This is a genomic window from Nonomuraea composti, assembly GCF_012034275.1.
Lineage (GTDB): Bacteria > Actinomycetota > Actinomycetes > Streptosporangiales > Streptosporangiaceae > Nonomuraea > Nonomuraea composti.
This window is the reverse complement of record NZ_JAATEP010000012.1, coordinates 149,152-175,032: the sequence shown is the minus strand read 5'-3', so window position 1 is coordinate 175,032 and position 25,881 is coordinate 149,152. Positions and strand designations below refer to the sequence as shown.

Below are 25,881 nucleotides of genomic sequence, written 5' to 3'. Positions count from 1 at the left end.
ACTGGAGTGCGGCCCAGCCGCCTCGTCGTCCTGAAGCGGCGTACGAGCAGACGGGCGCCATGGCCGCGCAGCCGTACGACGAGCCGCCCCCGCAGCGACGCGCCGATCCGCGCGCGGCCGGGCAGGCGGACACGCGCATCGTGGGCCGGCCCGACCCGCGCGCCGCGCATGCCGATCCTGGTGCCGGGCCCGCCGAGCAGCCGCCGCCGCGCTCCCGCGGCCGTCAGGAGACGCGCGCGCTCGGCAACCAGGAGACGATGGTCAGCGACGCGCCGCGCCGTTCGCGCCGGCGCGGCTCGGGCGAGCCGCCCGAGCCCCCTGGCCCGCCGACGAAGAAGGGCGGCGGGCGGGGCGGCTGGCGCAGGTTCCTTCCGAGCTGGAAGATCGTCGTGGCGGGCGTCGTGGTGCTCGCGGCCGGCCTGTTCGGCATGATCATGGTCGCGTACGCCAACACGCCGGTCCCCACCTCGGCGCAGAGCGAGGCCACGGCCCAGCAGAGCACCATCTACTACCGCGACGGCAAGACCGAGATCGCGAGGCTCGGCTTCAAGCGCGAGATCGTCCCGTTCACCAAAATGGACGAGGACGTCAGGAACGCCGCGGTGGCCATCGAGAACAAGACGTTCTGGGAGGACTCCGGCATCTCCATCTCGGGCATGGCCCGCTCGGTGTGGATGACCGCGACGGGGCAGCAGCTCCAGGGCGCCTCGACGATCACCCAGCAGATGGCCCGCGGCTACTACGACGGCCTCAGCCAGGAAGTCTCCATCCAGCGCAAGGTCAAGGAGATCTTCGTCGCGGTCAAGCTCGACGAGACCATGTCGAAGGAGAAGATTCTCGAGACCTACCTCAACACCATCAACTTCGGCCGCGCGTACGGCGTCGAGGCCGCCGCGAAGGCGTACTTCCCCGGCAAGAAGGAGAAGGTCACCGCCGCGAACCTGACCCCGGAGCAGGGCGCCTACCTCGCCGCCCGCATCCAGCAGCCGAACTGGGACCACAACTCGCCGGCGCTCCAGGCCCGCTTCAAGCAGGTCATCGCCAACATGGCCGAGCTGTGGCCGGACAAGTACGGCAGCCTCCCGCAGACCGCCAAGTTCCCGAAGACGCGCGCCTCCGCCGGCAGCGACGGCCTGGGCGGGCTCAACGGCTACATGGTCCACGAGGTGCTCAAGGAGCTGGAGGGCCGCGGCCTGACCGCCGACGAGATCAAGAGCGGCGGCTACCACATCGTCTCGACCTTCGACAGGAAGCTCATGAAGGCCGCCCAGACGGCCGTGAAGAGCACGATGCAGGCGTACAACCTGGGCACCGAGTTCCACGGCGGCCTGGCCGCGGTGAACCCGAAGAACGGGCGGGTGCTGGCCTTCTACGGCGGTGACGACTACCTCACCGACCCGTGGAACGAACCCTTCCAGTCGACCAAGCAGGCCGCGTCCGCGTTCAAGCCGTACGTGCTGGCCGCCTGGCTGCAGGCCGGCAAGTCGCTCAAGAGCTACGTGCCGGGCAACCAGACGGTGCCGAAGGAGCTGCCGGGCCAGCAGAAGGGCGGCATCAGGAACAGCCACAACGTCGGCGCGGCCGTGGACGTCGTCAAGGCCACCGCGGCGTCGGTCAACACCGCGTACGTGTCGATGGCGTACGCGCTGCCGGGCAAGCTCGACGACGTCAAGAACCTCGTCGAGGCGGCCGGCTTCGACGAGAAGCGCATGCAGGACGACGTCGAGGAGCACCAGTACCAGTTCGCCATCGGCAGCGCGCTGGTGACGCCGGTGGAGCAGGCCGCGGGCTACTCGATCTTCGCCAACGGCGGCAGGTACACCAAGTACCACGTCGTCCAGGAGGTCAGGCAGAACGGCAAGGTCGCCTACCCGGAGCAGGCCGTCGGGAAGACGGTCATCGACCCGGGCGTCGCCGCCGACGCCACGGTCGCCATGCAGGCGGTGCTCCAGCCGGGCGGCACCGCGGCGGGCAAGGGCCTGGGCAACCGGCCGGCCGCCGGCAAGACCGGCACGAACAACGACGAGAAGGAAGCCTGGTTCGTCGGTTACACGCCGCAGATCTCGACCGCGGTCGGGTTCTACCGCGAGCAGTGCGTGACCAAGACGGGCAAGATCGTCCCGCCGCAGCACTCCAACTGCCCGATCTTCCGCAAGGGCAGCAAGAAGTACAACAACAACAACCCGTACACGAGGGTCAACGAGGTCTCGCTCGGTTTCGAGGGCGCCGGACCGCCCACGATCGCCTGGCAGAAGTTCATGCAGATGGCCCACGAGAACCTGCCGGTCGAGCAGTTCCCCGACCGGGCCGAGGTGGGCGTGCCGGAGAACATCGTGCCGAGCCCGACCCCCACGCCGACGCCCACGCCCGAGGGCGACGACAACCCGTTCGGCTCCGACAACCCGTTCGACGACGGCAGCGGCAACGACGACTGCCTCATCGGCTGCGACGGCAACGACGCCACCGTTCCCGACGACGACGTGAGCACGGGCGACGACAGCACCGGCGACGACTTCTCCGAGACCAACCCCAACGACGTGGGCCTGGCGGGCCAGGGCTCCGTGCCCGAGCCCAGAGCCAGCGGCGAGCGACCGAAGTCGACCAGACCAGAGGACCGGTGACGAGCACCGAGGCACGCGCCCCCTGGGTGGCGCGTGCCGTGCCGTACCTGCCCCTGGGGCTGATCGCGGCCCTGGGGGCGACCCTCGCGTACGTGGTGCGGCTCCCGTGCCGCACCGGCGGGTGGAACGACCAGGTCTCCACCTACACGAACTTCTGCTACACCGACATCTACCCTCTGTACTTCGACCGGGCGCTGGCCACCGAGAACCCGTACTTCGCGCACGTGCCGTTCGACAAGCAGGTCGAGTACCCGGTGGTGCTGGGCGAGGTCATGCAGGTGTTCAGCTGGATCGCCCGCGCGCTGGAGCCCGACCACGTGTCGCAGGCGGTGCGCTTCTACGACCTGACGGTGGTCCTGCTCGGCGTCTGCCTCGTGGCGGGTGTGCTGCTGATGGCCGCGGTGGCCGGCCCGACGCGGCGCTGGGATCCGCTCTGGTACGCCATCTCGCCGGCCGTGGTGCTGGCCGCCTACATCAACTGGGACCTGGTGGCCGGCGCGCTGTCCATGGGCATGCTGCTGGCCTGGAAGCGGCAGCGCCAGGTGGCGGCCGGGGTGCTGCTGGGACTGGCGATCGCGACGAAGTTCTACCCGCTGATGTTCCTGGGCGCGTTGTTCCTGCTGACGTGGCGGACGGCGCGGTGGCGGCCGTTCCTCGTCACGCTGGGCGCGGCGGTGGGCGCGTGGCTCGTGGTCAACGTGCCGTTCATGGTCTTCGCGTGGGAGGGGTGGCGCAGGTTCTACGTCTTCTCCCAGGAGCGCGGGGTGGACTGGGGCTCGCCGTGGTTGTTCTTCCAGAACAAGGGCTGGCCCGTGCTGGGCGAGGCCGACGTCAGCAAGCTCGGCATGGTGTCGCTGGCGATCCTGTGCCTGGGCATCGCCGTGCTGACGCTGGCCGCGCCGCGCCGGCCCCGGCTGGCGCAGATCTGCTTCCTGGCGCTGGCCGCGTTCATGATGACGAACAAGGTGTGGTCGCCGCAGTTCGTGTTGTGGCTGGTGCCGTTCGCGGTGCTGGCCAGGCCGAACTGGAAGCCGCTGGTGCTGTGGCAGCTCGCGGAGGTGTGGTACTTCGTCGCGATCTGGCTCTACCTGCTCGCGCAGCCGCCGCTCAGCCGGGACGACCTGGGCATCGGTGACGACACGTACTTCACCGCCGTGTGGGGCCGGATCATCACGATCGGGATCATGATGGCGTTCGTCGTGCGTGACGTGCTGCGGCCCGACAAGGACGTGGTGCGGCAGGCCGACATCGACGACCAGGCGGGCGGCGTGTTCGACGACGCCCCCGACAGGTTCACCCTCCAGTCCGCCCTGAGATGATCACTCGCTCGGCCGGCCGGGACGCGCTGCTGCTGTGGTTCGGCTCGCGGGCCGGGCTGCTCGTCGCCACGGTGCTCGGCGTCGGGCTGGGCGCGTACGTCGACAAGTGGCGCAAGTGGGACGCCACGCTGTTCATCACGATCGCCCAGTACGGCTACGACGGCGAGCCGGGCAAGCCGCCGGACGACGGGCTGCCCGCGTTCTTCCCCGGGCTGCCGGCGGTGCTGCGGCTGGTGCACCTCGTGGTGCCCGACTGGGCCGCGGCCGGGCTGCTCGTCTCGCTGGCCGCCGGCGCGGTCGCGATGCTGGCGCTGGCCCGGCTGGCCGAGGTCGAGGGCGCCTCCGGGTGGATGGCCGTGCTGGGGCTGCTGCTCTTCCCGATGGCGGTGTTCCTCGCGGCGGGCTACAGCGAGTCGCTCTTTCTGGCCTTCGCGATCCCGGCGTGGCTGGCCGCCCGGCAGGGCAACTGGCTGTCGGCGGGGCTGCTGGCGGCGGGGGCGTCGTGCGTGCGGATCACGGGGTTGTTCCTCGCACTCGCGCTCATCGTGGAGTTCGTGCTGCGCAAGGAGTCGTGGCGGCAGGCCGGGTGGCTGGCCGTGCCGTTCGTGCCGCTGGTCGCGTACTCGTACTACCAGCACGGCAGGACCGGCGACTGGCTGGCGTGGAAGCACGCGCAGGAGGCCGGATGGGGGCGCGACTTCGCCTGGCCGTGGCAGGCGTGGGCGACGACGTGGCGCTCGGCCATGGGGTCGGGCGACTTCGCGGTGGCCTTCCGCATGGAGATCGCCGGGGCGGTGCTGGTCGTGGCCGGGCTGGTGTGGCTGCTGGTGCTGCGCCGGTGGAGCGAGGCCGTCTACACGGGGACGCAGGCGGCGGCGCTGATGACGTCGGCTTACTACCTGTCGATCCCGCGCTCGCTGCTGCTGTGGTTCCCGCTGTGGGTGCTGGTCGCGAGGGTCGCGACCAGGCGGACATGGGTGTTCGTGCTGTACGGGCTGATCTCGGGGCCGTTGATGCTGGTCAACACCGCGAGATTCCTGGACGGGGCCTGGGCCGGCTGACGGGATCGGCCGTCGGCTGAGCAGAGCCGACCACCCTTACCCACTTTCTCGTCTCGGTAATCCAGGGAAGTTATCCACAGGCTGTGTGTAGTTCCTAGAGGTTCTTCCTCAGGAAGGCGATGTCCTCCGCCTGACCCTCGCCCGGCGTCTCCACCACGATCGGCGCGCCCGCCGCCCGGCAGACCTCCAGGATCAGCTCGGGATCGATCTTCCCCTGGCCCAGGTTCGCGTGCCGGTCGGCGCCCGAGTCGAAGTCGTCGCGCGAGTCGTTGCAGTGCACCAGGTCGATGCGGCCGGTGATGGCCTTGACCCGCTCGACCACGTCGACCAGTTCCTCGCCGCCGGCGTGCGCGTGGCAGGTGTCGAGGCAGAAGCCCACGTCGAACCCGTCGAGCGCCTCCCACAGGCGGGCGATGCGCTCCAGCTTGCGGGCCATCGCGTTGCCGCCGCCCGCGGTGTTCTCGATCAGCACGGGGATGGGGCACTCCATGCGCTCGAACACCTTGCGCCAGTTGTCGAACCCCTTCTGGGGGTCGTCGCTCTTGTTGACGTGGCCGCCGTGCACGATCAGCCCCTTGGCGCCGAGGCTCGCGGCCGCCTTCAGGTGCTGCTCCAGCAGCTTGCGGCTGGGGATCCTGATGCGGTTGTTGGTCGTCGCCACGTTGATCAGGTAGGGGGCGTGGATGTAGACGTCCACCCCTTCGACCGGCTTGGCCGGCAGCACGGGCTTGTCGTAGCCCTGCGGGTCGCCGAGGAAGAACTGCACCACCTCGGCCCCCACCTCCGCGGCGCGGGCGGCGGGGTCGTCCTGATCGACATGAGCTCCGATTAGCACCATGTCACCGAGCTTATCCGTTTGGCATCAGCAGCTCAGGGCAGTCGCGGGAGCACCCCCTACTCCTGAGGAGAACACATATGAGCCGCTGGCGCTTACGGGCGCTGATCGTTCTCGTCTACGTCGTCGTGGGCATCTACGTCGCCTGGGTGTACGACTACATCACTCCGGGGCTGCTCCGGGATGTCGCGGAGGCTTTGCTCGCGGTGTTCCTCTGGTTCCTGGTCCTGCTCGGCATCGACCTGCACATCGGGTAGAGCCACACATATGAAACGGCCCCGGCGAACCGGGGCCGTTGCTCATGCGCGGGGTGCTCACGAGTGGGGGAGGAAACCGCCGTGGGCGATGCCCAGCGCGGCGCCCACGAACGATCCCACGAGGCCGATGATGTTGAGTGAGCGCTGCGGCGTCGTGGCGGAGACGTACTGCGAGTAGAGGCCGACGCCGAAGCCCAGCGTGCCGACCCACGACCCGATCATGTGCGCCGAGGTCCAGAACGTCGAGACGAAGGCGACCACACCGCAGACGAGCGTGACGATGGCCAGGATGTTCTCCACCGGATGCGGACGACCGTCCGGGTTGAGCGTGAGCCTGAACCGCTCCCTTTCGGAGGGCTGAAGCACATGTGGCACAGCCACCACCCCCTTGGTTTCCTACAGGCCTTCCCACCTATCCACGGCTGGTAACCTGGGGCACGCTGCGTTGTGATGGGTGCCCCATCACCCTCGGGGTGCCGAAAGGGGCAGCCCGGGTCAAGACGTCAGCGTCCTCCTGTCACGGCAGAGTGTCGTGACCGCAAGAGTCCAGAGGAGGTAGGAGTCCCGCATGCGTCGTTACGAAGTAATGGTCATTCTGGACCCTTCGCTCGATGAGCGCACCGTCGCGCCGTCCCTCGACCAGTTCCTCAGCGTGGTCCGCAACGACGGCGGCACGGTGGAGAAGGTCGACGTCTGGGGCCGTCGCCGTCTCGCCTACGACATCGACAAGAAGTCCGAAGGCATCTACGCCGTCATCGACCTGTCCGCGGAGCCCGCGACGGTCAAGGAGCTCGACCGGCAGATGAACCTCAACGAGGGCATCCTGCGCACCAAGGTCCTGCGTCCGGACGTGCACTAACCTCCGGCTTTTGTCGGAGCAGCCCCGTACTCTGAGCCGTAACCCAAGCGAAGGCGTGCAGGAAGGCGAGCGCTAGCCATGGCAGCAGGCGACACCGTAATCACCATCGTCGGCAACCTCGTCGACGACCCGGAGCTGCGCTTCACCCCGACGGGGCAAGCGGTGGCTCGATTCCGCATCGCGTCCACTCCGCGGTTCATGGATCGTCAGACCAACGAGTGGAAAGACGGCGAGAGCCTCTTCCTGACCTGCAACGTCTGGAGGCAGGCGGCGGAGAACGCCGCCGAGAGCCTCCAGCGCGGCATGCGGGTCATCGTGCAGGGGCGGCTCAAGCAGCGGTCCTACGAGACCAAGGAAGGCGAGAAGCGCACGGTCTACGAGGTCGAGGTCGACGAGGTCGGCCCGTCCCTGCGTAACGCCACCGCCAAGGTCAACCGCACCTCCCGTCAGGGCGGCGGCGGTGGCGGCGGGTTCGGTGGCGGCCCGGCCGACGACCCGTGGGCCTCCGCCACGCCCGCCCCGCCTCAGGGCGGCGGCTTCCAGGGCGGTGGCGGCGGTTACGGCGGCGGCGGCCAGCAGGGCGGCGGCGGCTTCGGCGGCGGCAGCGACTTCAGCGACGAGCCGCCTTTCTAAACCCAGTCCGAAAAGCCCGAGTCCATTCCCGCCCTGAAGGCGGGGCTCTGAAAGGAGCACCACGATGGCAAAGCCGGCACTGCGCAAGCCCAAGAAGAAGGTTTGCCTGTTCTGCCACGACAAGATCTCCTACGTCGACTACAAGGACACGGCGCTGCTGCGGAAGTTCATCTCCGACCGCGGCAAGATCCGTGCGCGCCGGGTGACGGGCAACTGCACCCAGCACCAGCGCGACGTGGCGACCGCGATCAAGAACGCCCGTGAGGTGGCCCTGCTGCCTTACACGAGCACCGCGCGCTAAGGAGGCCTGTCGATATGAAGCTCATCCTCACCAACGAGGTCTCCGGCCTCGGCACCCCGGGTGACGTCGTCGAGGTCAAGGACGGCTACGGCCGTAACTACCTCATCCCGCGCGGCTACGCCATGCGCTGGACGCGGGGCGCCGAGAAGCAGATCGAGACCATCCGCAAGGCTCGCGACGCTCGCGAGATCCGCGACCTCGGCACCGCCAAGGAGGTCGCCGGCCAGCTCGGCGCGCTGCGCGTCCGGCTGACCACGCGCGCGGGCGAGTCGGGCCGGCTGTTCGGCTCGATCACGACGGGCGACATCGCCGAGGCCGTCAAGGCCGCCGGCGGCCCGATCCTCGACCGCCGCCGCATCGAGATCGTCAACCCGATCAAGAGCGTCGGCTCCCACCGGGTGACTGTCCGCCTCCACCCGGAGGTGGCCGCCGGCATCGACGTGGAAGTCGTCGCGGGCTGACCTCACAGACGAAGGGCCTCCCTTTTCGGGGGGGCCTTTTCGTATGTGCGGCAAGCCTCCCTTTTCGGGGGCCTTTTCGTATGTACGGCAGGCCATGGCTTTCCACCCGCCGTACTCCGGCTGATGACCCTCCAGGAAACGCCCGCTGAACCCGTCACCGGCGGGCCGCCGCTACGCGAGCCCGAAGTGGGCCGTATGCCGTGGTGAGGGGCACCCTCGCACCGGAATCCCGGTACGGGCCGCGTAGAATGCCGTCGTTCTTCTGCACCTTTCCCCCTGGAGGCTCGGCCATGGCCACTCGCCCCTTGATGCTGCTCGCTCTGGCCGTGGCGGTTGTCGGTTGTGCGCCTGTGGACAACACGGCCGCCACCTCGGCGGCTCCTACGACGTCCACCGCCTGCACCAAGGACCAGCTGAAGCTGCTCAACCCGGGCAAGCTGACGATCGGCACCGACAAGCCGGCTTTCGAGCCCTGGTTCAAGAACGACGACCCGAGCAACGGGCAGGGCTTCGAGAGCGCGGTGGCGTTCGCCGTGGCGGGGGAGCTGGGGTTCGACCGTAGTGAGGTGCAGTGGAGCACCGTGAAGTTCGACGCCGCGTTCGCGCCGGGTGACAAGCAGTTCGACTTCGACATCAACCAGATCTCGATCACGCCCGAGCGGGCGGAGGCGGTCGACTTCAGCAAGGGCTACTACACGGTCAAGCAGGCCGTCGTCGTCTCCGAGAAGGGAAAGTTCGCGGGGGCCAAGAGCCTGGCGGAGCTGAAGGACGCCAAGATCGGCGTGCAGGTCGGCACGACCTCGTTCAACGCGGTCCGGGACGTCATCAAGCCCGCCGACGACCCCGACGTCTTCAACGACCAGATCGACGTCGTGACCGCGCTGAAGAACGACCAGGTGGACGCGGTGGTCGTGGACCTGCCGACGGCGTTCTACGTGACGGCCGCCCAGGTGGAGAACTCCAAGATCGTGGGCCAGTTCAGCTCGACGGGCGGCACCCCTGAGGAGTTCGGCATGGTGATGGAGAAGGGCAGCGCGCTCAAGCCGTGCGTGGACAAGGCCGTGGACGCGCTGAAGTCGAAGGGCGAGCTGGCCAAGATCGAGCAGCAGTGGCTCGGCTCCGCGGCCGGCGCCCCCGAGCTGCGATGAGCGAATGGGTCAAGTCGGAGCGGCAGGTCGAGCGGGAGCGGGTCCGCAGGTCACGTGCCCGCCGCTCGGCCTCGATCGCGACGGCATCGACGGTCGTCTTCCTCGTGCTGGTGGTCTGGGGGATCACCAACTCTCCGGGCTGGCCCCGGGTGCGGGAGACGTTCTTCGACGGTGAGCAGTTCGTCGCGGCGCTGCCGGACGTGCTGGAAGGATTCCTGCTCAACATCAGGATCTTCGTGATCTCCGAGGTGCTGATCCTCGTCATCGGCCTGCTGGTCGCGCTGGCCAGGGGGATCAGGAGCCCGGCGTTCTTCCCCATCAGGGCGCTGGCCACGCTCTACACCGACGTCTTCCGCGGGGTGCCGACGATCCTGGTGATCTACCTGATCGGGTTCGGACTGCCGGCGCTGAAGTTGCAGGGGATCCCGTCCGACAAGGCGACGCTGGGCATCATCGCGCTGACGCTCTCCTACGGCGCGTACGTGGCCGAGGTGTTCCGTGCGGGCATCGAGTCGGTGCATCCCAGCCAGGTGGCGGCGGCCCGCTCGCTCGGGCTGAGCCACGCCAAGACCATGCGGTTCGTGGTGGTGCCGCAGGCCACCCGCAGGGTCGTGCCGCCGCTGCTGAACGACTTCGTCTCGTTGCAGAAGGACACGGCGCTGGTGGCGACGATCGGGCCGCTGGAGGCGCTCAGGCAGGCGCAGATGCACACGTTCAACACCTTCGACTACACGCCTTACCTGGCCGCCGCGCTGATCTTCATCCTGCTCACCATCCCGATGGCCAGGCTCACCGACCACCTGGCGGCCCGCACGCGCAGGAGGCGAGGAGCATGAGCGTCCTGACCATCGACGGAGTCTGGAAGAACTTCCACGGTCACAGCGTCCTGCGCGGCATCGACCTGGAGGTGGAGCCCCACGAGGTGGTGAGCCTTATCGGCGCCTCCGGCTCGGGCAAGTCCACGCTGCTGCGGTGCGTCAACCTGCTGGAGACGGTGGACGACGGCGCCATCTACCTCGACGGCGAGGAGATCACCGACCCGCGGGCGAACGTCGACCAGGTGCGCCGGCGGCTCGGCATCGTCTTCCAGTCGTTCAACCTGTTCCCGCACATGACCGTGCTGGACAACATCACGCTGGCCCCCCGCCAGGTGCACGGGGTGGCCAGGGCGCAGGCGGAGGAGCAGGCCCACGGGTTGCTGTCCAGGTTCGGCCTGGCGAACAAGGCGAAGGCGTATCCCGACCAGCTCTCCGGTGGCCAGCAGCAGCGGGTGGCGATCATCCGGGCGCTGGCCACGCAGCCCAGGCTGATGCTGCTCGACGAGGTGACCTCGGCGCTCGATCCGCAGCTCGTGGTCGAGGTGCTGCAGATCATCAGGGAGCTCAAGGAGTCGGGCATGACGATGATCCTGACGACTCACGAGATGGGCTTCTGCCGCGACATCTCGGATCAGGTGTGCTTCCTCGACGGCGGCGTGCTGGTGGAGAAGGGCCCGCCCGAGCAGATCTTCACCGCGCCGGAGCAGCCGCGCACCCAGGAGTTCCTGCGCAGCGTGCTGGAGTCGGGGCGGTTCTAGCGCCGGTGCCGTCCCTGGGGCGGCCGGGCGGGGGTGTTCGGGCGGGCCAGGAGGCTGTGGCGGCGGCCGTACACGAGGTAGACGAGGAGGCCGAAGGCCATCCACAGGGCGAACCACGCCCAGGTCAGCACCCGCAGGTTCACCATCAGCCAGAGGGTGGCCACCAGCGACAGGGCGGGCAGCAGCGGCGACAGCGGCACGCGGAAGCCTCGTTCGAGGTGCGGCATGCGCCGGCGCATCACGATCACCCCGGCCGCCACGAACGCGAACGCGAACAGCGTCCCGATGACCACGAGCTGCTGCATCGTCAGCACCGGCACGAACTCGGCCAGCACGATCGCCACCAGCCCGATCACCAGCGTCACCCGCGTGGGCGTGTGGTAGCGGCGGCTCACCGTGGCCAGGCGGCGCGGGATGAGCCCGTCGCGGGCCATCGAGAACAGCACCCGCGTCTGCCCGACGATCAGCACCAGGATGACCGTGGTCAGCCCCAGCACGGCGCCCACGTCGATGACGTGCACCATCCAGTCCACGCCGACCGCGCGGAACGCACCGGCCAGTGGCGTCTGTGGGGAGATCTTCGTATACGGCACCATGCCCACCATCACCAGCGCCACCGCGAGGTAGATGACGGTGGCGAGCACCAGGCTGCGGATCATGCCCTTCGGCACGGCCTTGGGCGCGTTCACGGTCTCCTCGGCGGAGGTGGCCACGATGTCGAAGCCGATGTAGGCGAACGCGATGGCCGAGGCCGCCGCGAAGATGCCGAACCAGCCGAACGCGTGCCCCTCCCCGATGAAGGTCTCCAGCACCGTCGCCGGGGCCGTGGCCAGCGTCTTCGGCGGGACGAAGAAGTCGCCGAAGTTGGCCACGTCGATGTGCGTCACGCCGACCACGATGACCGCGCCGATGGCCAGCAGCTTGGCCGACACCATGATCCACAGGGCGCGCAGCCCGACCCGCGCGCCGAGCGCCACGACGCCGGTGAGCAGCACCAGGATGACGAGCACGAGGACGTCCTGGACGAGATTCGCGGCGGGCACCCGCACGCCGAAGTGCTCGATCGCCCCGACCGCGATCGCGGCCCACGCCCTGGCCACCACCGCGGCGGCGAACTGCAGCTCCAGGATGAGCGCCCAGCCGATGATCCACGCCCAGACCTCGCCGAAGATGACGTACGTGAAGGTGTAGGCGCTGCCGGAGACCGGCATCGTGGACGACAGCTCGGCGTAGCACAGGCAGGCGAGCAGGCACGCGATGCCCGCGATCATGAACGAGAGGATCACGCCGGGGCCCGCGGTGGTGGCCGCCTGCTCCCCGGCGATGCTGAAGATGCCCGCGCCGATCATCACTCCGAGCCCGAGCACGACCAGGTCGGCGGGCCGGTAGACCTCGGCCAAGCTGTGGCGGGCGCCGGTACGCAGGCCGGTCGCCTCCGAAGGCGGCAGTCTTCGCAGAATTGTGGACAAGGAACACCCCGCTCAGGGAACTCGCCCACAATGTCTCACCTATTGGACAACAACAAGCACGATTGCATCACGTGCCGGTCACCAGCCAGGCCGTCCCGTTCGCCCGCCGGACCAGCGTGACGAGCCGGGCCACCATCCACACCCCCAGCGCGCACCACAGGGCGACCACGCCCATGCCGGAGGCGACCAGGGCGGCGGGCAGGTAGGCGAGCGTCGTCCACACGCCGGCCCAGGCCAGGTACCGCTGGTCGCCGGCGCCGATGAGCACGCCGTCCAGCACGAACACCACCCCGCAGATCGGCTGGAACAGCGCCACCGGCCACAGCAGGTCGAGCAGCAGCGCGGCCACGTGCGGGTCGGCGTCGAACAGCCCCGGCAGGAGCGGCCTGGCCGCCAGCACGAGCAGGCCGAGCACGATGCCGGACCAGATGCCCCACCGCACCATCCGCTGGGTGGCGGCGCGGGTCGCCTCGACGTCGCCGGCGCCGAGCGAGCGCCCGGTGATGGCCTGGCCCGCGATGGCGATGGCGTCGAGGGCGAGCGCGAGCAACGTCCACACCTGGGTGGCCAGTGCGTACGAGGCCAGCTCCGCCTCGCCCATCCTGGTGGCGATGACGGTGGCGGCCAGCAGCACGACGCGCATGCACACCGTACGCACGAAAAGCGCGAACCCGGCGGTGCCGGCCTGCTTGACCCCCGCCACGGACGGCGTCAGCGGCGTCCCCAGCCGCACCGCCCCGCGCGCCACCACCACGAGGTAGACGGCGGCGCCGAGGGTCTGCGCCAGCACCGTCCCCCACGCGGACCCGGCGATGCCCCAGCCGAGCCCCAGCACGAACCACGCGTTCAGCGCGCCGTTCAGCGCGAACGACCCCACGGCCACCACCAGGGGCGTCACCGTGTCCTGGAGGCCGCGCAGGACGCCGGTGCCGGCCAGCACGACCAGCATGCCGGGCGCGCCGATCAGGCTGATCCGCAGGTACGTCACGGCCTGCGCCGCCTGCGTCCCCACCGCACCGAACAGCTCCACGATCGCCGGCGCCAGCGGCCAGCACACGACGATCACCGCCACGCCGAGGGCCAGCGCCAGCCAGATGCCGTCCACACCGCTGCGCATGGCCCGCCCGTGGTCGCCCGCCCCGCTCTGGCGCGCCACGGACGCCGTGGTGCCGTAGGCGAGGAAGACGCACAGGTTCACCAGCGTCGTCAGGACGGTTCCCGCCACACCCAGGGCGCCGACCGCCGTGGTGCCGAGGCCGTGGCCCACGATGGCGTAGTCGGCCAGCAGGAAGAGCGGCTCGGCCACCAGCGCGCCGAAGGCGGGCACGGCGAGGCGCAGAATCTCCCGATCTCTGGATGTAATGGGCATTGGTCCATTATGGACCTTACTCCGCGTGTCGGGCCAACTTTCTTTCCTCCACAGCCGGTGGACATTGTTCGTCCAGGTCAGGGCGGGTTTGGTGGTTATCCCCAGAAGTTATCCCCAGGCTTCGTCCACAGGCCGTTCACACCTTAGGGGCCTTCATCCACAGGTCGGCCACAGGGTTGTCCACAGGCCACGTTGCCGACGGGCCGCGACTCCGGGAAACTGTCACACCGGTCGACTACAAGTGGGGGTGGTGCGACCGCCTGCAAGTCGTTGAGGGGGCGCGGTGAGCATTGACGAAGAGGTCGGCGCAGGCCCAGGGTTCGAGCGCACGCCTCCCAACAACATCGAGGCGGAGCAGTCCGTGCTCGGCGGCATGCTGCTGTCGAAAGACGCCATCGCCGACGTCGTCGAGATCCTGCGCTCCGACGACTTCTACCGGCCCGCCCACCAGATGGTCTACGACGTCATCACCGACCTCTACGGCCGGGGCGAGCCCGCCGACGCGGTCACCGTCTTCGACGAGCTGCAAAAGCGCGGCGAGATGGCCAGGGTGGGCGGCGCCGCCTACCTGCACACCCTGACGGCCGTCGTCCCCACGGCGGCCAACGCCGGCTACTACGCCAAGATCGTCCGTGAGCAGGCCATCCTGCGCCGCCTCATCGAGGCCGGCACCCGCATCGTCTCCTTCGGCTACGGCGGCCAGAACGAAGAGGTCGACGACCTCGTCGACCGCGCCCAGGCCGAGATCTACCAGGTCACCGAGCGCCGCACGTCGGAAGACTACGCGCCGCTGGCCGACATCATGCCGGGCGCCCTCGACGAGCTCGAGGCCATCGGCAGCCGGGGCGGCCAGATGGTCGGCGTCCCCACCGGCTTCGCCGACCTCGACCAGCTCACCAACGGCCTGCACCCCGGCCAGATGATCGTCGTGGCCGCCCGTCCCGCCATCGGCAAGGCCCTGGCGCTCGACACCCCGCTGCCCACGCCCACCGGCTGGACGACGATGGGCGAGGTCAAGGTCGGCGACCAGCTCATCGGCGCCGACGGGAGACCGACCCGGGTCGTCGCCGCGACCGAGGTCATGCACGGGAGGCCGTGCTACGAGCTGGAGTTCAGCGACGGCACCGTGATCGTCGCCGACGCCCACCACCAGTGGCGCACGACCAGACAGCCGTCCGAGCTGCTCAGCCACGCCTCGCACACGGTGGGTGGCGCCGCCACTGTGACCGTCGGCGACCGGGGCGTGTTCACCACGGAGGAGATCGCGGCCACGCTGCGCTCCGCCGACGGCCCCACCCACGCGGTCGAGGTGGCGGCGCCGTTCCAGCTCCCGGAGCGCGACCTGCCACTGCCGCCCTACGCCCTCGGCGCGTGGCTCAGCGACGGCGACAGCGACGGCGACGGCGACGGCGATGGCACGACGGCGGAGCCGCTGCCCGCCGTCCTGCGCGAGCTGGGCGTCCTGCACGACAAGCACATCCCCGCCGCCTACCTGAGGGCGTCCGAACGCCAGCGGCGCGACCTGCTGGCCGGCCTGCTCGACACCGACGGCCACATCGACGCCGAGGGCCGGATCCAGCTTGCCGTCACCAGCCACCGGCTGGCGCACGACGCGCTGGAGCTCATCCTGAGCCTGGGCTACCCGGCCACCCTGCGCACCGAGCAGGTCAAGAGCCACGCCGGCGGCCCCTCCACCTGCCACCTGATCGGCTTCACCACACCAGACCAGGTCTTCCGGCTCCCGCACAAAACGTCCGGGCAGCCCGGCACCGTGCCTCCGGCCACCCGCGTCCGCCACATCGTCGACGTGCGGCCGATCGCGTCCCGCCCGGTGCGGTGCGTGGAGGTCGACAACGACGACCACCTCTACCTCGCCGGCCGGTCCTGCGTCCCGACCCACAACAGCACGCTGGGGCTCGACTTCGCCCGCTCCGCCGCGATCAAGCACGGCATGACCACGGTCATCTTCTCCCTGGAGATGTCCCGCAACGAGATCACCATGCGTCTGCTGTCCGCCGAGGCCCGCGTGGCGCTGCACCACATGCGCTCCGGCATGATGGGCGACGACGACTGGACGCGCCTGGCCCGCCGGATGAGCGAGGTGGCCGAGGCGCCGCTGTTCATCGACGACTCGCCCAACATGTCGATGATGGAGATCCGGGCCAAGTGCCGGCGGCTCAAGCAGCGCAACGACCTGCGGTTCGTGGTCATCGACTACCTCCAGCTGATGAGCTCGCCGAAGAAGACCGAGAGCCGCCAGAACGAGGTCTCCGAGATCTCTCGTGCCATCAAGCTGCTGGCCAAGGAGCTGGAGGTGCCGGTCATCGCGATCTCGCAGCTCAACCGTGGCCCCGAGCAGCGCACCGACAAGCGCCCGCAGGTCAGCGACCTGCGTGAGTCGGGCTCCATCGAGCAGGACGCCGACATGGTCATCCTCCTGCACCGGGAGGACGCCTACGAGCCGGAGTCACCCAGGGCGGGCGAGGCCGACCTGATCGTGGCCAAGCACCGTAACGGCCCCACCGCCACCGTGACGGTGGCCTTCCAGGGCCACTACAGCCGGTTCGTGGACATGGCCCAGCACTAGGGCATCGGGCCGCCTCGTGGGCCTGGCGCGGCACCAGGGCGTCAGGCCGCCTCGTCCGTGGAGTCGCGGGAGGAGACCAGCCGGAGGCCGCGGGAGGGGGTCTTCTCGTCGGGGAAGACCCACTTCCTGAACGCCCAGAAGCGGAAGATCATGGCGACCAGCGTGCCGACGAGCTGCGCGCTCACGAAGTCGGCGATCTCCTGCGTCGCCAGGCTCACCTCCGGCGTCTCCAGGAGGAACACGTACCTGGAGATCCACAGCGGCGCCGAGCTGAGCACCAAGCCGATGCCGCTGACCAGGAAGAACAGCGCGGCCTCGTGGCGGCGCTCGCGGCCGCCCCGGGTGCGGAACGACCATTCGCGGTTGAGCACGTAGGACACGATCGTCGCCACGAGCACCGCGATGATCTTCGCGGTCACCGGCTTCGGCTCCAGGACGGTGAGCTTCAGCCCGTAGAAGACCGCGTTGTCGACGAGGAACGTCGTTCCGCCCACCACTGCGAACTTCAGCAGCTCGCTGTGCTTCAGCGCGAGTGCGCGCAGGGGCTCGGGCAATCTCGCGAGTACGGCGTTCGCTATTCGGAGCACCCTAGATCTTCTCACCGCTCCGACATCCTGGTGACCAGATTCGCCAAGGCCGGAGCTCGCGAGCTGAGATCATGCCGCTGTGACCGAGCTCGTGGAACGTGTCGACGACCAGGACCGGTTGCTGGGCGTCGTCAGCCGCGACGAGCAGGGGGGATTCCTGGTGTGCCGGCGGGCCGACGGGCTGTCCCGGTACCCCGGCTACCACGAGCGCTCAGCTCAGGCGGGTGCGCAGCAGGCAGAACTCGTTGCCCTCCGGGTCGGCCAGCACGTGCCACGACTCCTCGCCGGTCTGGCCGACGTCGGCCGGGCGCGCACCGAGCTTGAGCAGGCGGTCGAGCTCCTCGTCCTGGTCGCGGTCGGTGGCGTTGACGTCGAAGTGCATCCGCAGCGGGCCGGTCTTGGGCTCGGTGGTGGGGCTGAAGACCAGCGTCGGCTGCAGGCCGCCGAACCCCTCCCGCGGGCCGATCTCCACCGAGCCGTCGTCCTCGGTGTCGAGGACGACGAAGTCGAGGACCTCGCACCAGAACGCGGCGAGCCGGTTCGGATCCTGACAAGGGATGATCAGCTCGGAGATGCGGCTTGCCATGGTGGGGGATCCTACCTGGGGGCAGCGCAACCGGGCCAGGCCGGCACGGCCAGGCCGGCACGGCCCGGGCAGCGCAGGGGCAGCCGGGCCGGGTCAGCGGAGGCGGGCCAGGTCAGCCCTTGGGGAGGGCGGCGCCCTTCACGCGGGCGGCGGGGAGCGCGGCGGCCAGCACCGCCAGCACGGCGCAGGCCACGATCACCGCGCCGACCGGCTGCCACGGCACGGCGACGGCGACGGGCCCGGCGAGCTGCACCAGCGCCGCCCACAACCCGAGCAGGCTCACCCCCGTGGCGGCGAGGGCCAGCACGACCCCCACGGCCACCACCACCAGCGCCTCCGCCACCACGTACCGCAGGAGCTGCGGCCCCGTCGCCCCCAGCAGCCGCAGCGCGCCGCGCTCGGGCGCCCGGTCGGAGGCGGCCATCAGCAGGGTGTTGACCAGCGAGATGATCGTGTAGCCGAGCATGATGGCGAGCACCACCAGCAGGCCGAGCCGGCTGGCGGAGGCGCGGCGGGCGTCCAGGCTCGCGGCCCACTCGCTCCTGGGCAGCGCGCGGGCGTTGTGCCCGGCGACGGCCTCGCCCAGCGCTTCGCGCACGGCCGGGGCGGAGGAGCCCGGGCGCAGCTTGACGTAGGCGAGTGAAGGCAGGGCGGAGAAGGTGTGGGCGGTGGTCACGTACGCGTCGGCGGGCGCGTTCTCGCCGAGCAGGCCGACGACCCGGAATGTGGCCCGGCTGCCGTCCGCCCGCCAGATTCGCACGCTCTGCCCCAGCTTCAGCTCCCACGTCTCCGACACCACGATCGTGTCGTCGCGCAGCTCGTCCAGGGAGCCTGCGCTCAGCGGGATCGACAGCGCGGTACGCAGCGCCGCCGGGTCCACGGCCGTCACCGGCCGCTGGATGAGCTGGGTGGCGCCTTCGAGCGTGTAGAAGCTGGTGGACGTCGTGGTGGTGACGTCCGCGCCGGGGATCGACCGCAGCCGCTCCACGAGCTGCCGGTCCAGCCCGGCGCCCGTCGGCAGCACCAGGTAGTCGGCGCGGACGGGGGCGGTCTCCACCGCCGTCTTGGTGGCGTCGGTCATCGCGGCCCCGCCGAGCAGCGTCGCCGCCAGCGCCACGGTGACGAGCACGGGCGCGGCCGTCGCCGCCGTACGCCCGGCGGAGGCCGTGGTCCCCGCGGCGACCACGGTGCCGCCCGCGCCGCGCAGCCGTTCGAGCGGGCGGGTGAGCAGCCGGGCGACCGGGCGGACGAAGACCGGCGCGAGCAGGCCGGCGGCGGCGATGAGCAGCATGACGACCGGCATGAACGTCTTGTTGTTGGTGGCTCCTGCGGGGTCGCCGAGCGCGTTCACGGCCATGCTGATCACGGCGGTGGCCAGCACGGCGAGGCCCGCGATCCAGCGGGCGAGGGTCATGGCGCGCGGCTCGACCGCCGACTCGCGCATCGCCTCCGCGGGCCGCACACTGCCCGCCCGCCTGGCCGCCGCGGCCACGCCCAGCACCGACACCAGCACGCCGGTGCAGAAGGCGAGGTACGACGGGACCGCGGACGTGGACGGCACCAGCCACGCGGGCGCCATCCCCAGCGAGGCCAGCCAGCCGAGGATCGGCCGGGTGGCCAACGGCCCGGCGAACGCGCCGAGCGCGGAGGCGGTGACGGCGACGAGGACGGCCTCCCCGTACAGCATGCGGCGCACCTGTCTTACGGTGGCGCCGATCGTGCGCAGCAACGCGAACTCGCGCCGCCGCTGCCCCACCGCGAACGCGAACGTGGACGACACCACGAACACCGCGATGAACCCGGCGAAACCGGCGGCGATGCCCGCGATGGTGTTCGCGTTGTTCCGCGCCCGCTCGTCGGCGACCCGGGACGGATCGGGCAACGCCCGCTCCTGGCCGGTCAGCACCTCCGCCCGGCCCCCGACGGCGGCCCGCACCTCGGCGGCGGGGCTCCACGAGGCGATCGCGTCGATCCGCGGCGACAGCCGGGCGGCCTGCGCGTCGCTGAAGAACACGACGGCCTCAGGCCCCGCCGCCGTCACCCCGACGACCCGATAGGAATGCACACCGTCCGCCGTGACCACCCGCACCCGCGTCCCGGCGCCCTCGACCGCTCGCACCCGCGCCCCGACACCCTTCACCGCTCGCGCCTGGGCGCCGGCGCTCACCGCGATCTCGTCGGCCGCGGCCGGTGCCCGTCCGGCGACGAGCACGTGCGGCGCCGTACGGGCGGCGGACCAGGGCCGTCCCACGGCGGCCGGCCCACCGGCGAGCTGGGCCGGGAACACCCGGTCCACCACACCACCGGGCAGCCGCCCGACCAGGGCGGCGTCGAGCCCGCGCGGCTCGGCGAGTGGCGCGCTGCTGCCCCCCTGCCAGGTGTCGACCGTGAGGCGCCCGTCGGGCACGACCACGACGGGCGCGGCGGCGTACCGCTGAGGCCCCCGGTCGGGGGAGGAGATGCTGGAGGCGAGCACCTGCCCGAGCGCCGCGACGAGCGCGGTGCCCAGCATCAGGGCGGCGAACGTGCCCGCGAACGACATCCACCGCGTCCGCAGCGTGGACCAGGCGATCCTCAGCATGACGCCTCCAGCTGCAGCATCCGGGTGGACACGAGCTCGGCGGTGGGGTCGTGCAACTCCCCGTACACCCGCCCGTCGGCCAGGAACACCACCCGATCGGCGTACGAGGCCGCGACCGGGTCGTGCGTCACCATGACGATCGTCTGGGCCTGCCGGTCCACCAGCGTGCGGAGCAGGCGCAGCACGTCCCGGCTGGTGTTGGCGTCGAGCGCGCCGGTCGGCTCGTCGGCGAACAGCACGGCCGGCCGGGTGACCAGCGCGCGGGCGATCGCGATGCGTTGCTGCTGCCCGCCCGACAGCTCGGCGGGCCGGTGCCCGGCGCGCCCGCCAAGACCGACGGCCTCCAGGCTCTGCCGGACGAGGTCGCGGTCGGGACGGCGGCCGGCCAGGCGCAGCGGGAGCGCCACGTTCTGCTCGGCCGTGAGCGAGGGCAGCAGGTTGAACGACTGGAACACGAACCCGATCCGGTCGCGCCGCAGCAGCGTCAGCTTGCGCTCGCCGAGCTGGGCCAGGTCACGCCCGTCCACGATCACCCGCCCGGAGCTGGGCCGGTCGAGCCCCGCCGCGCACTGCAGCATCGTGCTCTTGCCCGACCCGGAGGGCCCCATCACCGCCGTGAACGTGCCGGCCGCGAAGCCGATCGTCACGTCATCGAGGGCGGTGACGCCGTGGGAGTAGTGCTTGGTGACCGAGTCCAGCTCGACCGCTCGCGTCTGATTCACGGGAGCAACGCTACGAATGCCCTTGTCAGGCCGGTATCGGACAAGTGACTAGGATGCGTTCGTGCTATGGGGTCGGGCAGGGGAGCAGAAGGTCGTCGAGGAGCTGCTCGACCAGGCGCGCGAGGGACGGTCGGGCGTCCTCGTGCTCAGGGGCGAGCCGGGCATCGGCAAGACCTCGCTCCTGGAGCACGCCGGCCGCCGGGCCGACGGGATGCGCGTGCTGCGCGGGGTCGGCATCGAGACCGAGGCGGAGATCCCGTTCGCCTCGCTGCACCTGCTGCTGCGCCGGGCGCTGGACCGGCTGCCCGCCCTGCCCGCGCCGCAGGCCGCCGCGCTGGAGGGCGCGTTGGGGCTGCGCCCGGCGGCCGGTGACGACCAGCTCCTGGTGGGCGCGGCTGTGCTGTCGCTGCTGGCGGAGCTGGCCGAGGACGGGCCGCTGCTGTGCCTGGTGGACGACGCCCACTGGCTCGACCAGGCGTCGGTGCAGGCCCTGCGGTTCGCCGCGCACCGGCTGCACGCCGAGGGGGTCGCGATGGTGTTCGGGGCGCGTGACGGGTTCGACGCGTCGGGGCTGCCGGAGCTGCGGCTGTCCGGGCTCGACCGGCGCAGCGCCCTGGAGCTGCTCGCCGACGCCGAGCCGGGCCTGGCCGCGCCGCTGCGCGACCGGATCGTGGAGGAGAGCTGCGGCAACCCGCTCGCCCTGCGCGAGCTGCCCCGCTCGGCAGCCCGCCACAGCCCGCTGAAAGGCGGCTCGGACGGGGGCTATGACGGCGTTTATGAGGGTGGGCCGCTGCCCCTTCCCGAGCGCATCCAGAGCGCGTACGCCTCCCGCATCGCCGAGCTGCCCCCGGACGCGCGGACGGCGCTGCTGGTCATGGCGCTGACCGACGGGGGCGACCTCGGCGTGATCAGGCAGGCGACGGACGGGCTCGGGGTGCCCGCCTCGGCCCTGGCCGCCGCCGAGGACGCCGGACTGGTCAGGTTCGCCGGCGGCCGGGTCGAGTTCACCCATCCGCTCATGCGCACGGCCGCGTCCCAGCACGGCGGCTACGAGCTGCGGCTGCGGGTGCACACCCTGCTCGCCCGGCTCCTCGCGGGGCAGCCGGACCGGCGGGCCTGGCACCTGGCCGCCGCCGCGACCGGCCCGGACGAGGAGGCGGCGCAGGCACTGGAGCAGGCGGCACGGCGGGCCAAGGACCGCAACGGCAACGCGGGCGCGGCGGCGGCCCTCGCCCGCGCCGCCGACCTGACGGCGGACCCGGCGCTCAAGGCCGGCCGCCTCACCTCGGCCGCCGTGGCCGCCGCCGACGCCGGCCAGCCCGCACGGGCCAAGCAACTCGTGGAGCGGGCGGCCGAGCTGGTCACGGACCCCCGCTCGCGTGCCCGCCTCGCGGAGCTGCGCGCCCGGATCGCCTTCGACGAGGGCACCCCGTACCTGGCCCACGACCTGCTGGTAGCCGGAGCCGAACACCTGACCCCATCCAGCGCCCACCGCACGGACGAGCCGGAGGGGCGCGATCGCGTGGCGGCCGGGCTCATGCTCATCGACGCCGCCCGCAACGCCTGGCAGCTCAGCGACCCCGCCAAGGTGGCCGAGGCGGCCGATCGCCTGCACGCCCTGGGCCTGCGCCCGGAGGACGGTCTGGAGCCGGCGGTGCGGGCGGTGACGGGCGCGGCGGTGCTGTTGCGGGAGGGCCCGGCCGGCGCGTTGCCGATCATGCGCGGCCTGGTGGCGGCGGGCGCCCGCATCACGGAGGGCGCGCACGCGTTGCGGGTCAATGCCGCGTTCGTGGCCACGATCGTGGGCGACTTCCAGGCCGGCCGGGACATCTCGGCGGCCGTCGCGGCGGAGTGCCGCGCGAACGGCGAGATCGGCAAGCTGCCCATCGTGCACCTGACGCTGGCCTCGGCGGAGCTGTACCTGGGCCGGTTCAGGGACGCGGTGGCGACCGCCACGGAGGGCCTGCAGCTGGCCTCCGACACGGGCCAGCCGAACCGGGCCGGCTATCTGGAGGGCACGCTGGCCTGGATCGCCGCAGCTCAGGGCGACGCGCCGAGGTGCGTGGAGCTGGCGGCGCGGGGCCGCGACCGGTTTGACGTCACCCGCATCGCGAACGACCTGGCCTGGGCGGAGTGGGCGCTGGCGCTGCTGGATCTGGGTCAGGGCCGTTTCACGGAGGCGCTGGGCCGGTTCGAGGCGGCGATGGCGGGCCCGGTGCGCCACCAGATGCAGGCGGTCTACTTCGCCCCCGACCAGGTCGAGGCCGCGACCAGGCTGGGCCTGCCGGCGGAGGAGCCGTTGCGCCGCTTCGAGGAGTGGGCCCTGGCGGCGGAGCTGCCGTGGGCGGAGGCGGTGCTGCACCGCTGCCGCGCCCTGGTGGAGCCGGGCTCGGACCGGGCCGAGGAGCACTTCCGGCAGGCCGTTCGCCTGCATGCCTCGGGGGAGCGCCCGTGGGAGGCGGCCCGTACGCACCTGGCGTTCGGTGAGCGGCTGCGCAGGGAGCGCAACAAGGGCAGCGCCCGCCCGCACCTGCGGGCGGCGCTGGAGACGTTCGAGCGCCTGGGCGCCCGCCCGTGGGCCGAGCGCGCCAGGACGGAGCTGCGTGCCACGGGCGACACCACCACGTCCGGTACGGAGCCGGCCGCCCAGGCGCTGTCGCCGCAGGAGCTGCAGATCGTCCGGCTGGCCGCCACGGGCCTGACCAACAAGGAGATCGGCGCGCAGCTGTTCCTCAGCCCGAAGACCGTCAGCTACCACCTCTACCGGGCCTTCCCCAAGCTCAACGTGGCCAGCCGCGCCCAGCTCGCCGGCCTCGACCTCATGTGACCAACCAGACAGCGGCGCCTGGAATGGCCGGTGATCGCCCCGGTGCTCTAACGGATGACTTGAAGCGAAGGGAAGAACGCCATGACCATCCTCGTCGCCTATGACGGCTCGGCGGACGCGCGCGCCGCGATCGAGTTCGCCGCCAAGCACCTCACGGCCGAGCCCACGGTGATCGTCACGGTGTGGGAGCCGCTGCTCGTGCAGCTCAAGAAGTATCCGCTGGCCGCCGGCGCGATCGACCCCGGCACGGAGGACGAGGCGAAGGCGCAGGCCGAGCAGCACGCGAAGGAGGGCGCCGAGCTGGCGGTGGCCGCCGGGCTGAGCGACGTGAGCTATCGGGCGGTGGCCGACAACGAGTCGATCTGGAAGACGGTCGTGGACGTGGCCGACGAGATCGACGCGTCGGTGATCGTCACGGGCTCGCGCGGCCTGGCCGGGGTGCGGTCGGTGCTGCTGGGCAGCGTCTCGAACCATGTGCTGCACCACGCCCACCGGCCGACGCTGATCGTCCCGCCGGCCAAGACCACTCGCTGACCCTCACGACCCTCCGGCAGAAGCGGGCGCGGGCGCGGCGGTGCAGCAGGCGGTCTGCGGCGGGCAGATCCGGGTGTCGATGCGCCGCGCGCCGGGCCCCTCGTCGCCCAGCCGGTCGTGGGGGTTGGCGACCGGGCACCGGTCGAGCGACAGGCAGCCGCAGCCGATGCAGTCGGTGAGGTCGTCGCGCAGCCGCTGGAGCTGCTCGATCCGGTCGTCGAGCTCGCTGCGCCAGGCGGCCGACAGCCGGGCCCAGTCGTCGCGCGTGGGGGTGCGCTCGTCGGGCAGCTCGGCCAGCGCGTCCTTGATGACCTTCAGCGGGATGCCGATGCGTTGGGCGAGCCTGATGAAGGCGACCCTGCGCAGGCTGTCGCGGCTGTAGCGACGCTGGTTGCCGGCGGTGCGGCGGCTGCTGATGAGGCCCTTGGCCTCGTAGAAGTGCAGGGCGGAGACGGCGACGCCGCTGCGCTCGGCGAGCTGGCCGACGGTCAGCTCCTTGGTGTTCCAGGCGACCTTGGTCATACCTGAAGGTTACTTGAGGGTGCGCGCGAAGCGCGTCTCCAGGATGGAGACCGTCGGCGCCCCGATCACGCCCGTAGGGTGGTCGGCATGACGGACACGATTCCCACGGAGTTCGAGGTGCTGGACGAGCGGTTCGGCGCGATCGGCGGGGACGACAAGGTCGAGATCCTGCACACCGGCACCCGTTGGGCGGAGGGCCCGGTGTACTTCCCGGCCGGCCGCTTCCTGGTCTGGAGCGACATCCCGAACGAGCGGATGCTGCGCTGGGACGAGATGACCGGCGCGGTGGGCCCGTTCCGGCAGCCGTCCGGCTACGTCAACGGCAACACGCTCGACCGCGAGGGCCGGCTCGTCTCCTGCGAGCAGGGCGGGCGCCGGGTGACCCGCACCGAGCACGACGGCTCGATCACCGTGATCGCCGACCGGTGGCAGGGCAAGCGCTTCAACAGCCCCAACGACGTGGTGGTGCGCTCCGACGGCTCCATCTGGTTCACCGACCCGCCGTACGGGATCCTCAGCAACTACGAGGGCGTGGCCGCCGAGCAGGAGATCGACGGCTGCCACGTCTACCGGGCCGACCCGGTGACGGGCGAGGTGCGGATCGTGGCCGACGACTTCGTCCGGCCGAACGGGCTGGCCTTCTCCCTCGACGAGCGGCGGCTCTACGTCGCCGACACCAAGGCCAGGCAGCTGCGGGTGTTCGAGGTGGGCGACGACGGCACGCTGGGCGGCGGCAAGGTCTTCGCCGAGGGCGGGGAGCAGGACAACTACGACGGCCTGCGGCTCGACGACACCGGGCGGGTGTGGATCGCGGCCGGCAAGGCGGTGCTCTGCTACGACCCCGACGGCACGCTCATCGGCCGGCTCAGGCTCCCCGAGGCCACGGCCAACCTGGTGTTCGGCGGGCTCAAGCGTAACCGCCTGTTCATCACGGCGTCGTCCTCGCTGTACTCGCTGATGACCAACGTCACAGGCGCGCGCCCGGTGTGGGCCGGGCGCTGACGCCTCCCTCCGCGCCCCCGCGGC

General features: G+C 71.1%; 24 protein-coding genes. 15 read left to right on the top strand and 9 right to left on the bottom strand.

Features of this window, described 5'->3' with window-relative positions:
• The first annotated feature begins 59 nt into the window (after positions 1-59).
• From HCN51_RS19225 to HCN51_RS19215, 3 genes are read left to right on the top strand one after another with little or no spacing between them, the layout of a single operon-like run.
• Positions 60-2,621 carry a transglycosylase domain-containing protein gene (locus HCN51_RS19225; RefSeq protein ID WP_168010912.1) on the top strand — a complete coding sequence of 854 codons (2,562 nt, stop codon included), beginning with the start codon at positions 60-62 and terminating at the stop codon, positions 2,619-2,621.
• On the top strand, positions 2,618-3,940 hold the full coding sequence (locus HCN51_RS19220) for a glycosyltransferase 87 family protein (RefSeq protein ID WP_168010911.1): 1,323 nt from the start codon (positions 2,618-2,620) through the stop codon (positions 3,938-3,940). Before HCN51_RS19225 ends, HCN51_RS19220 begins: the two co-directional genes overlap by 4 nt.
• Positions 3,937-5,001, top strand: a complete 1,065-nt coding sequence (locus tag HCN51_RS19215) for a mannosyltransferase family protein (RefSeq protein ID WP_168010910.1) — start codon at positions 3,937-3,939, stop codon at positions 4,999-5,001. Before HCN51_RS19220 ends, HCN51_RS19215 begins: the two co-directional genes overlap by 4 nt.
• A gap of 94 nt (positions 5,002-5,095) precedes the next feature.
• Here HCN51_RS19215 and HCN51_RS19210 read toward each other — a convergent pair whose 3' ends face one another.
• Entirely contained in the window at positions 5,096-5,839 is a 744-nt protein-coding gene (locus HCN51_RS19210) for a deoxyribonuclease IV (RefSeq protein WP_206067190.1), read from the bottom strand.
• A gap of 77 nt (positions 5,840-5,916) precedes the next feature.
• Here HCN51_RS19210 and HCN51_RS19205 point away from each other — a divergent pair, with 77 nt between their 5' ends.
• The gene (locus HCN51_RS19205) at positions 5,917-6,093 is read left to right on the top strand and encodes a hypothetical protein (RefSeq protein ID WP_168010909.1); all 177 of its coding nucleotides are present in this window, start codon (positions 5,917-5,919) and stop codon (positions 6,091-6,093) included.
• 57 nt (positions 6,094-6,150) lie between these two features.
• Here HCN51_RS19205 and HCN51_RS19200 read toward each other — a convergent pair whose 3' ends face one another.
• Positions 6,151-6,468 (bottom strand): hypothetical protein, encoded by a 318-nt coding sequence (locus HCN51_RS19200; protein WP_230465703.1) that lies wholly within the window; start codon positions 6,466-6,468, stop codon positions 6,151-6,153.
• A gap of 193 nt (positions 6,469-6,661) precedes the next feature.
• Between HCN51_RS19200 and rpsF the strand changes: the two genes are divergently transcribed.
• From rpsF to HCN51_RS19165, 7 genes are all read left to right on the top strand, one after another.
• The gene (gene rpsF, locus HCN51_RS19195; RefSeq protein ID WP_080044189.1) at positions 6,662-6,952 is read left to right on the top strand and encodes a 30S ribosomal protein S6; all 291 of its coding nucleotides are present in this window, start codon (positions 6,662-6,664) and stop codon (positions 6,950-6,952) included.
• A 78-nt stretch (positions 6,953-7,030) separates the two neighbouring features.
• Complete coding sequence (locus HCN51_RS19190) at positions 7,031-7,585, top strand: single-stranded DNA-binding protein (protein WP_168010908.1); 555 nt, start codon at positions 7,031-7,033, stop codon at positions 7,583-7,585.
• A 64-nt stretch (positions 7,586-7,649) separates the two neighbouring features.
• Complete coding sequence (rpsR, locus tag HCN51_RS19185) at positions 7,650-7,886, top strand: 30S ribosomal protein S18 (RefSeq protein ID WP_020543048.1); 237 nt, start codon at positions 7,650-7,652, stop codon at positions 7,884-7,886.
• 14 nt (positions 7,887-7,900) lie between these two features.
• Positions 7,901-8,347, top strand: coding sequence for a 50S ribosomal protein L9 (rplI, locus tag HCN51_RS19180; protein ID WP_080044191.1), 447 nt, complete (start codon positions 7,901-7,903; stop codon positions 8,345-8,347).
• Between the two features lie 290 nt (positions 8,348-8,637).
• Positions 8,638-9,495, top strand: a complete 858-nt coding sequence (locus HCN51_RS19175) for an ABC transporter substrate-binding protein (RefSeq protein WP_168010907.1) — start codon at positions 8,638-8,640, stop codon at positions 9,493-9,495.
• On the top strand, positions 9,492-10,331 hold the full coding sequence (locus HCN51_RS19170; protein WP_168010906.1) for an amino acid ABC transporter permease: 840 nt from the start codon (positions 9,492-9,494) through the stop codon (positions 10,329-10,331). Before HCN51_RS19175 ends, HCN51_RS19170 begins: the two co-directional genes overlap by 4 nt.
• Positions 10,328-11,071, top strand: a complete 744-nt coding sequence (locus HCN51_RS19165) for an amino acid ABC transporter ATP-binding protein (protein ID WP_080044194.1) — start codon at positions 10,328-10,330, stop codon at positions 11,069-11,071. The genes HCN51_RS19170 and HCN51_RS19165 overlap by 4 nt, the downstream gene beginning before the upstream one ends.
• Here the strand turns inward: HCN51_RS19165 and HCN51_RS19160 are convergent.
• Together HCN51_RS19160 and HCN51_RS19155 are read right to left on the bottom strand one after the other, a co-directional pair.
• A complete protein-coding gene (locus tag HCN51_RS19160; protein WP_240972987.1) occupies positions 11,068-12,540 on the bottom strand; it encodes an APC family permease in 1,473 nt (490 codons plus the stop codon). The genes HCN51_RS19165 and HCN51_RS19160 overlap by 4 nt on opposite strands.
• Positions 12,541-12,607: 67 nt before the next feature.
• Positions 12,608-13,909, bottom strand: coding sequence for an MATE family efflux transporter (locus tag HCN51_RS19155; protein ID WP_168010905.1), 1,302 nt, complete (start codon positions 13,907-13,909; stop codon positions 12,608-12,610).
• A 283-nt stretch (positions 13,910-14,192) separates the two neighbouring features.
• Between HCN51_RS19155 and dnaB the strand changes: the two genes are divergently transcribed.
• Entirely contained in the window at positions 14,193-16,496 is a 2,304-nt protein-coding gene (dnaB, locus tag HCN51_RS19150; protein ID WP_168010904.1) for a replicative DNA helicase, read from the top strand.
• Between the two features lie 41 nt (positions 16,497-16,537).
• Here the strand turns inward: dnaB and HCN51_RS19145 are convergent, their stop codons facing one another.
• The 4 genes from HCN51_RS19145 to HCN51_RS19130 form a co-directional block, all read right to left on the bottom strand.
• The gene (locus tag HCN51_RS19145; RefSeq protein WP_168010903.1) at positions 16,538-17,083 is read right to left on the bottom strand and encodes a GtrA family protein; all 546 of its coding nucleotides are present in this window, start codon (positions 17,081-17,083) and stop codon (positions 16,538-16,540) included.
• 211 nt (positions 17,084-17,294) lie between these two features.
• Complete coding sequence (locus tag HCN51_RS19140; protein WP_168010902.1) at positions 17,295-17,669, bottom strand: VOC family protein; 375 nt, start codon at positions 17,667-17,669, stop codon at positions 17,295-17,297.
• 112 nt (positions 17,670-17,781) lie between these two features.
• Positions 17,782-20,250, bottom strand: coding sequence for an ABC transporter permease (locus HCN51_RS19135; RefSeq protein WP_168010901.1), 2,469 nt, complete (start codon positions 20,248-20,250; stop codon positions 17,782-17,784).
• Positions 20,244-20,972: an ATP-binding cassette domain-containing protein gene (locus HCN51_RS19130; protein ID WP_168010900.1), complete on the bottom strand. Its 729-nt coding sequence runs from the start codon at positions 20,970-20,972 to the stop codon at positions 20,244-20,246. Before HCN51_RS19130 ends, HCN51_RS19135 begins: the two co-directional genes overlap by 7 nt.
• A gap of 61 nt (positions 20,973-21,033) precedes the next feature.
• On the opposite strand from HCN51_RS19130, the gene HCN51_RS62295 reads away from it, so the two are divergent.
• Positions 21,034-23,799 carry an AAA family ATPase gene (locus tag HCN51_RS62295; RefSeq protein ID WP_168010899.1) on the top strand — a complete coding sequence of 922 codons (2,766 nt, stop codon included), beginning with the start codon at positions 21,034-21,036 and terminating at the stop codon, positions 23,797-23,799.
• Positions 23,800-23,880: 81 nt separating this feature from the next.
• Positions 23,881-24,333, top strand: a complete 453-nt coding sequence (locus HCN51_RS19120) for a universal stress protein (RefSeq protein WP_168010898.1) — start codon at positions 23,881-23,883, stop codon at positions 24,331-24,333.
• Between the two features lie 3 nt (positions 24,334-24,336).
• Here HCN51_RS19120 and soxR read toward each other — a convergent pair whose 3' ends face one another.
• Positions 24,337-24,855: a redox-sensitive transcriptional activator SoxR gene (gene soxR / locus HCN51_RS19115; protein WP_168010897.1), complete on the bottom strand. Its 519-nt coding sequence runs from the start codon at positions 24,853-24,855 to the stop codon at positions 24,337-24,339.
• Positions 24,856-24,942: 87 nt separating this feature from the next.
• Between soxR and HCN51_RS19110 the strand changes: the two genes are divergently transcribed.
• The gene (locus tag HCN51_RS19110) at positions 24,943-25,857 is read left to right on the top strand and encodes an SMP-30/gluconolactonase/LRE family protein (protein WP_168010896.1); all 915 of its coding nucleotides are present in this window, start codon (positions 24,943-24,945) and stop codon (positions 25,855-25,857) included.
• Positions 25,858-25,881: the final 24 nt, after the last annotated feature.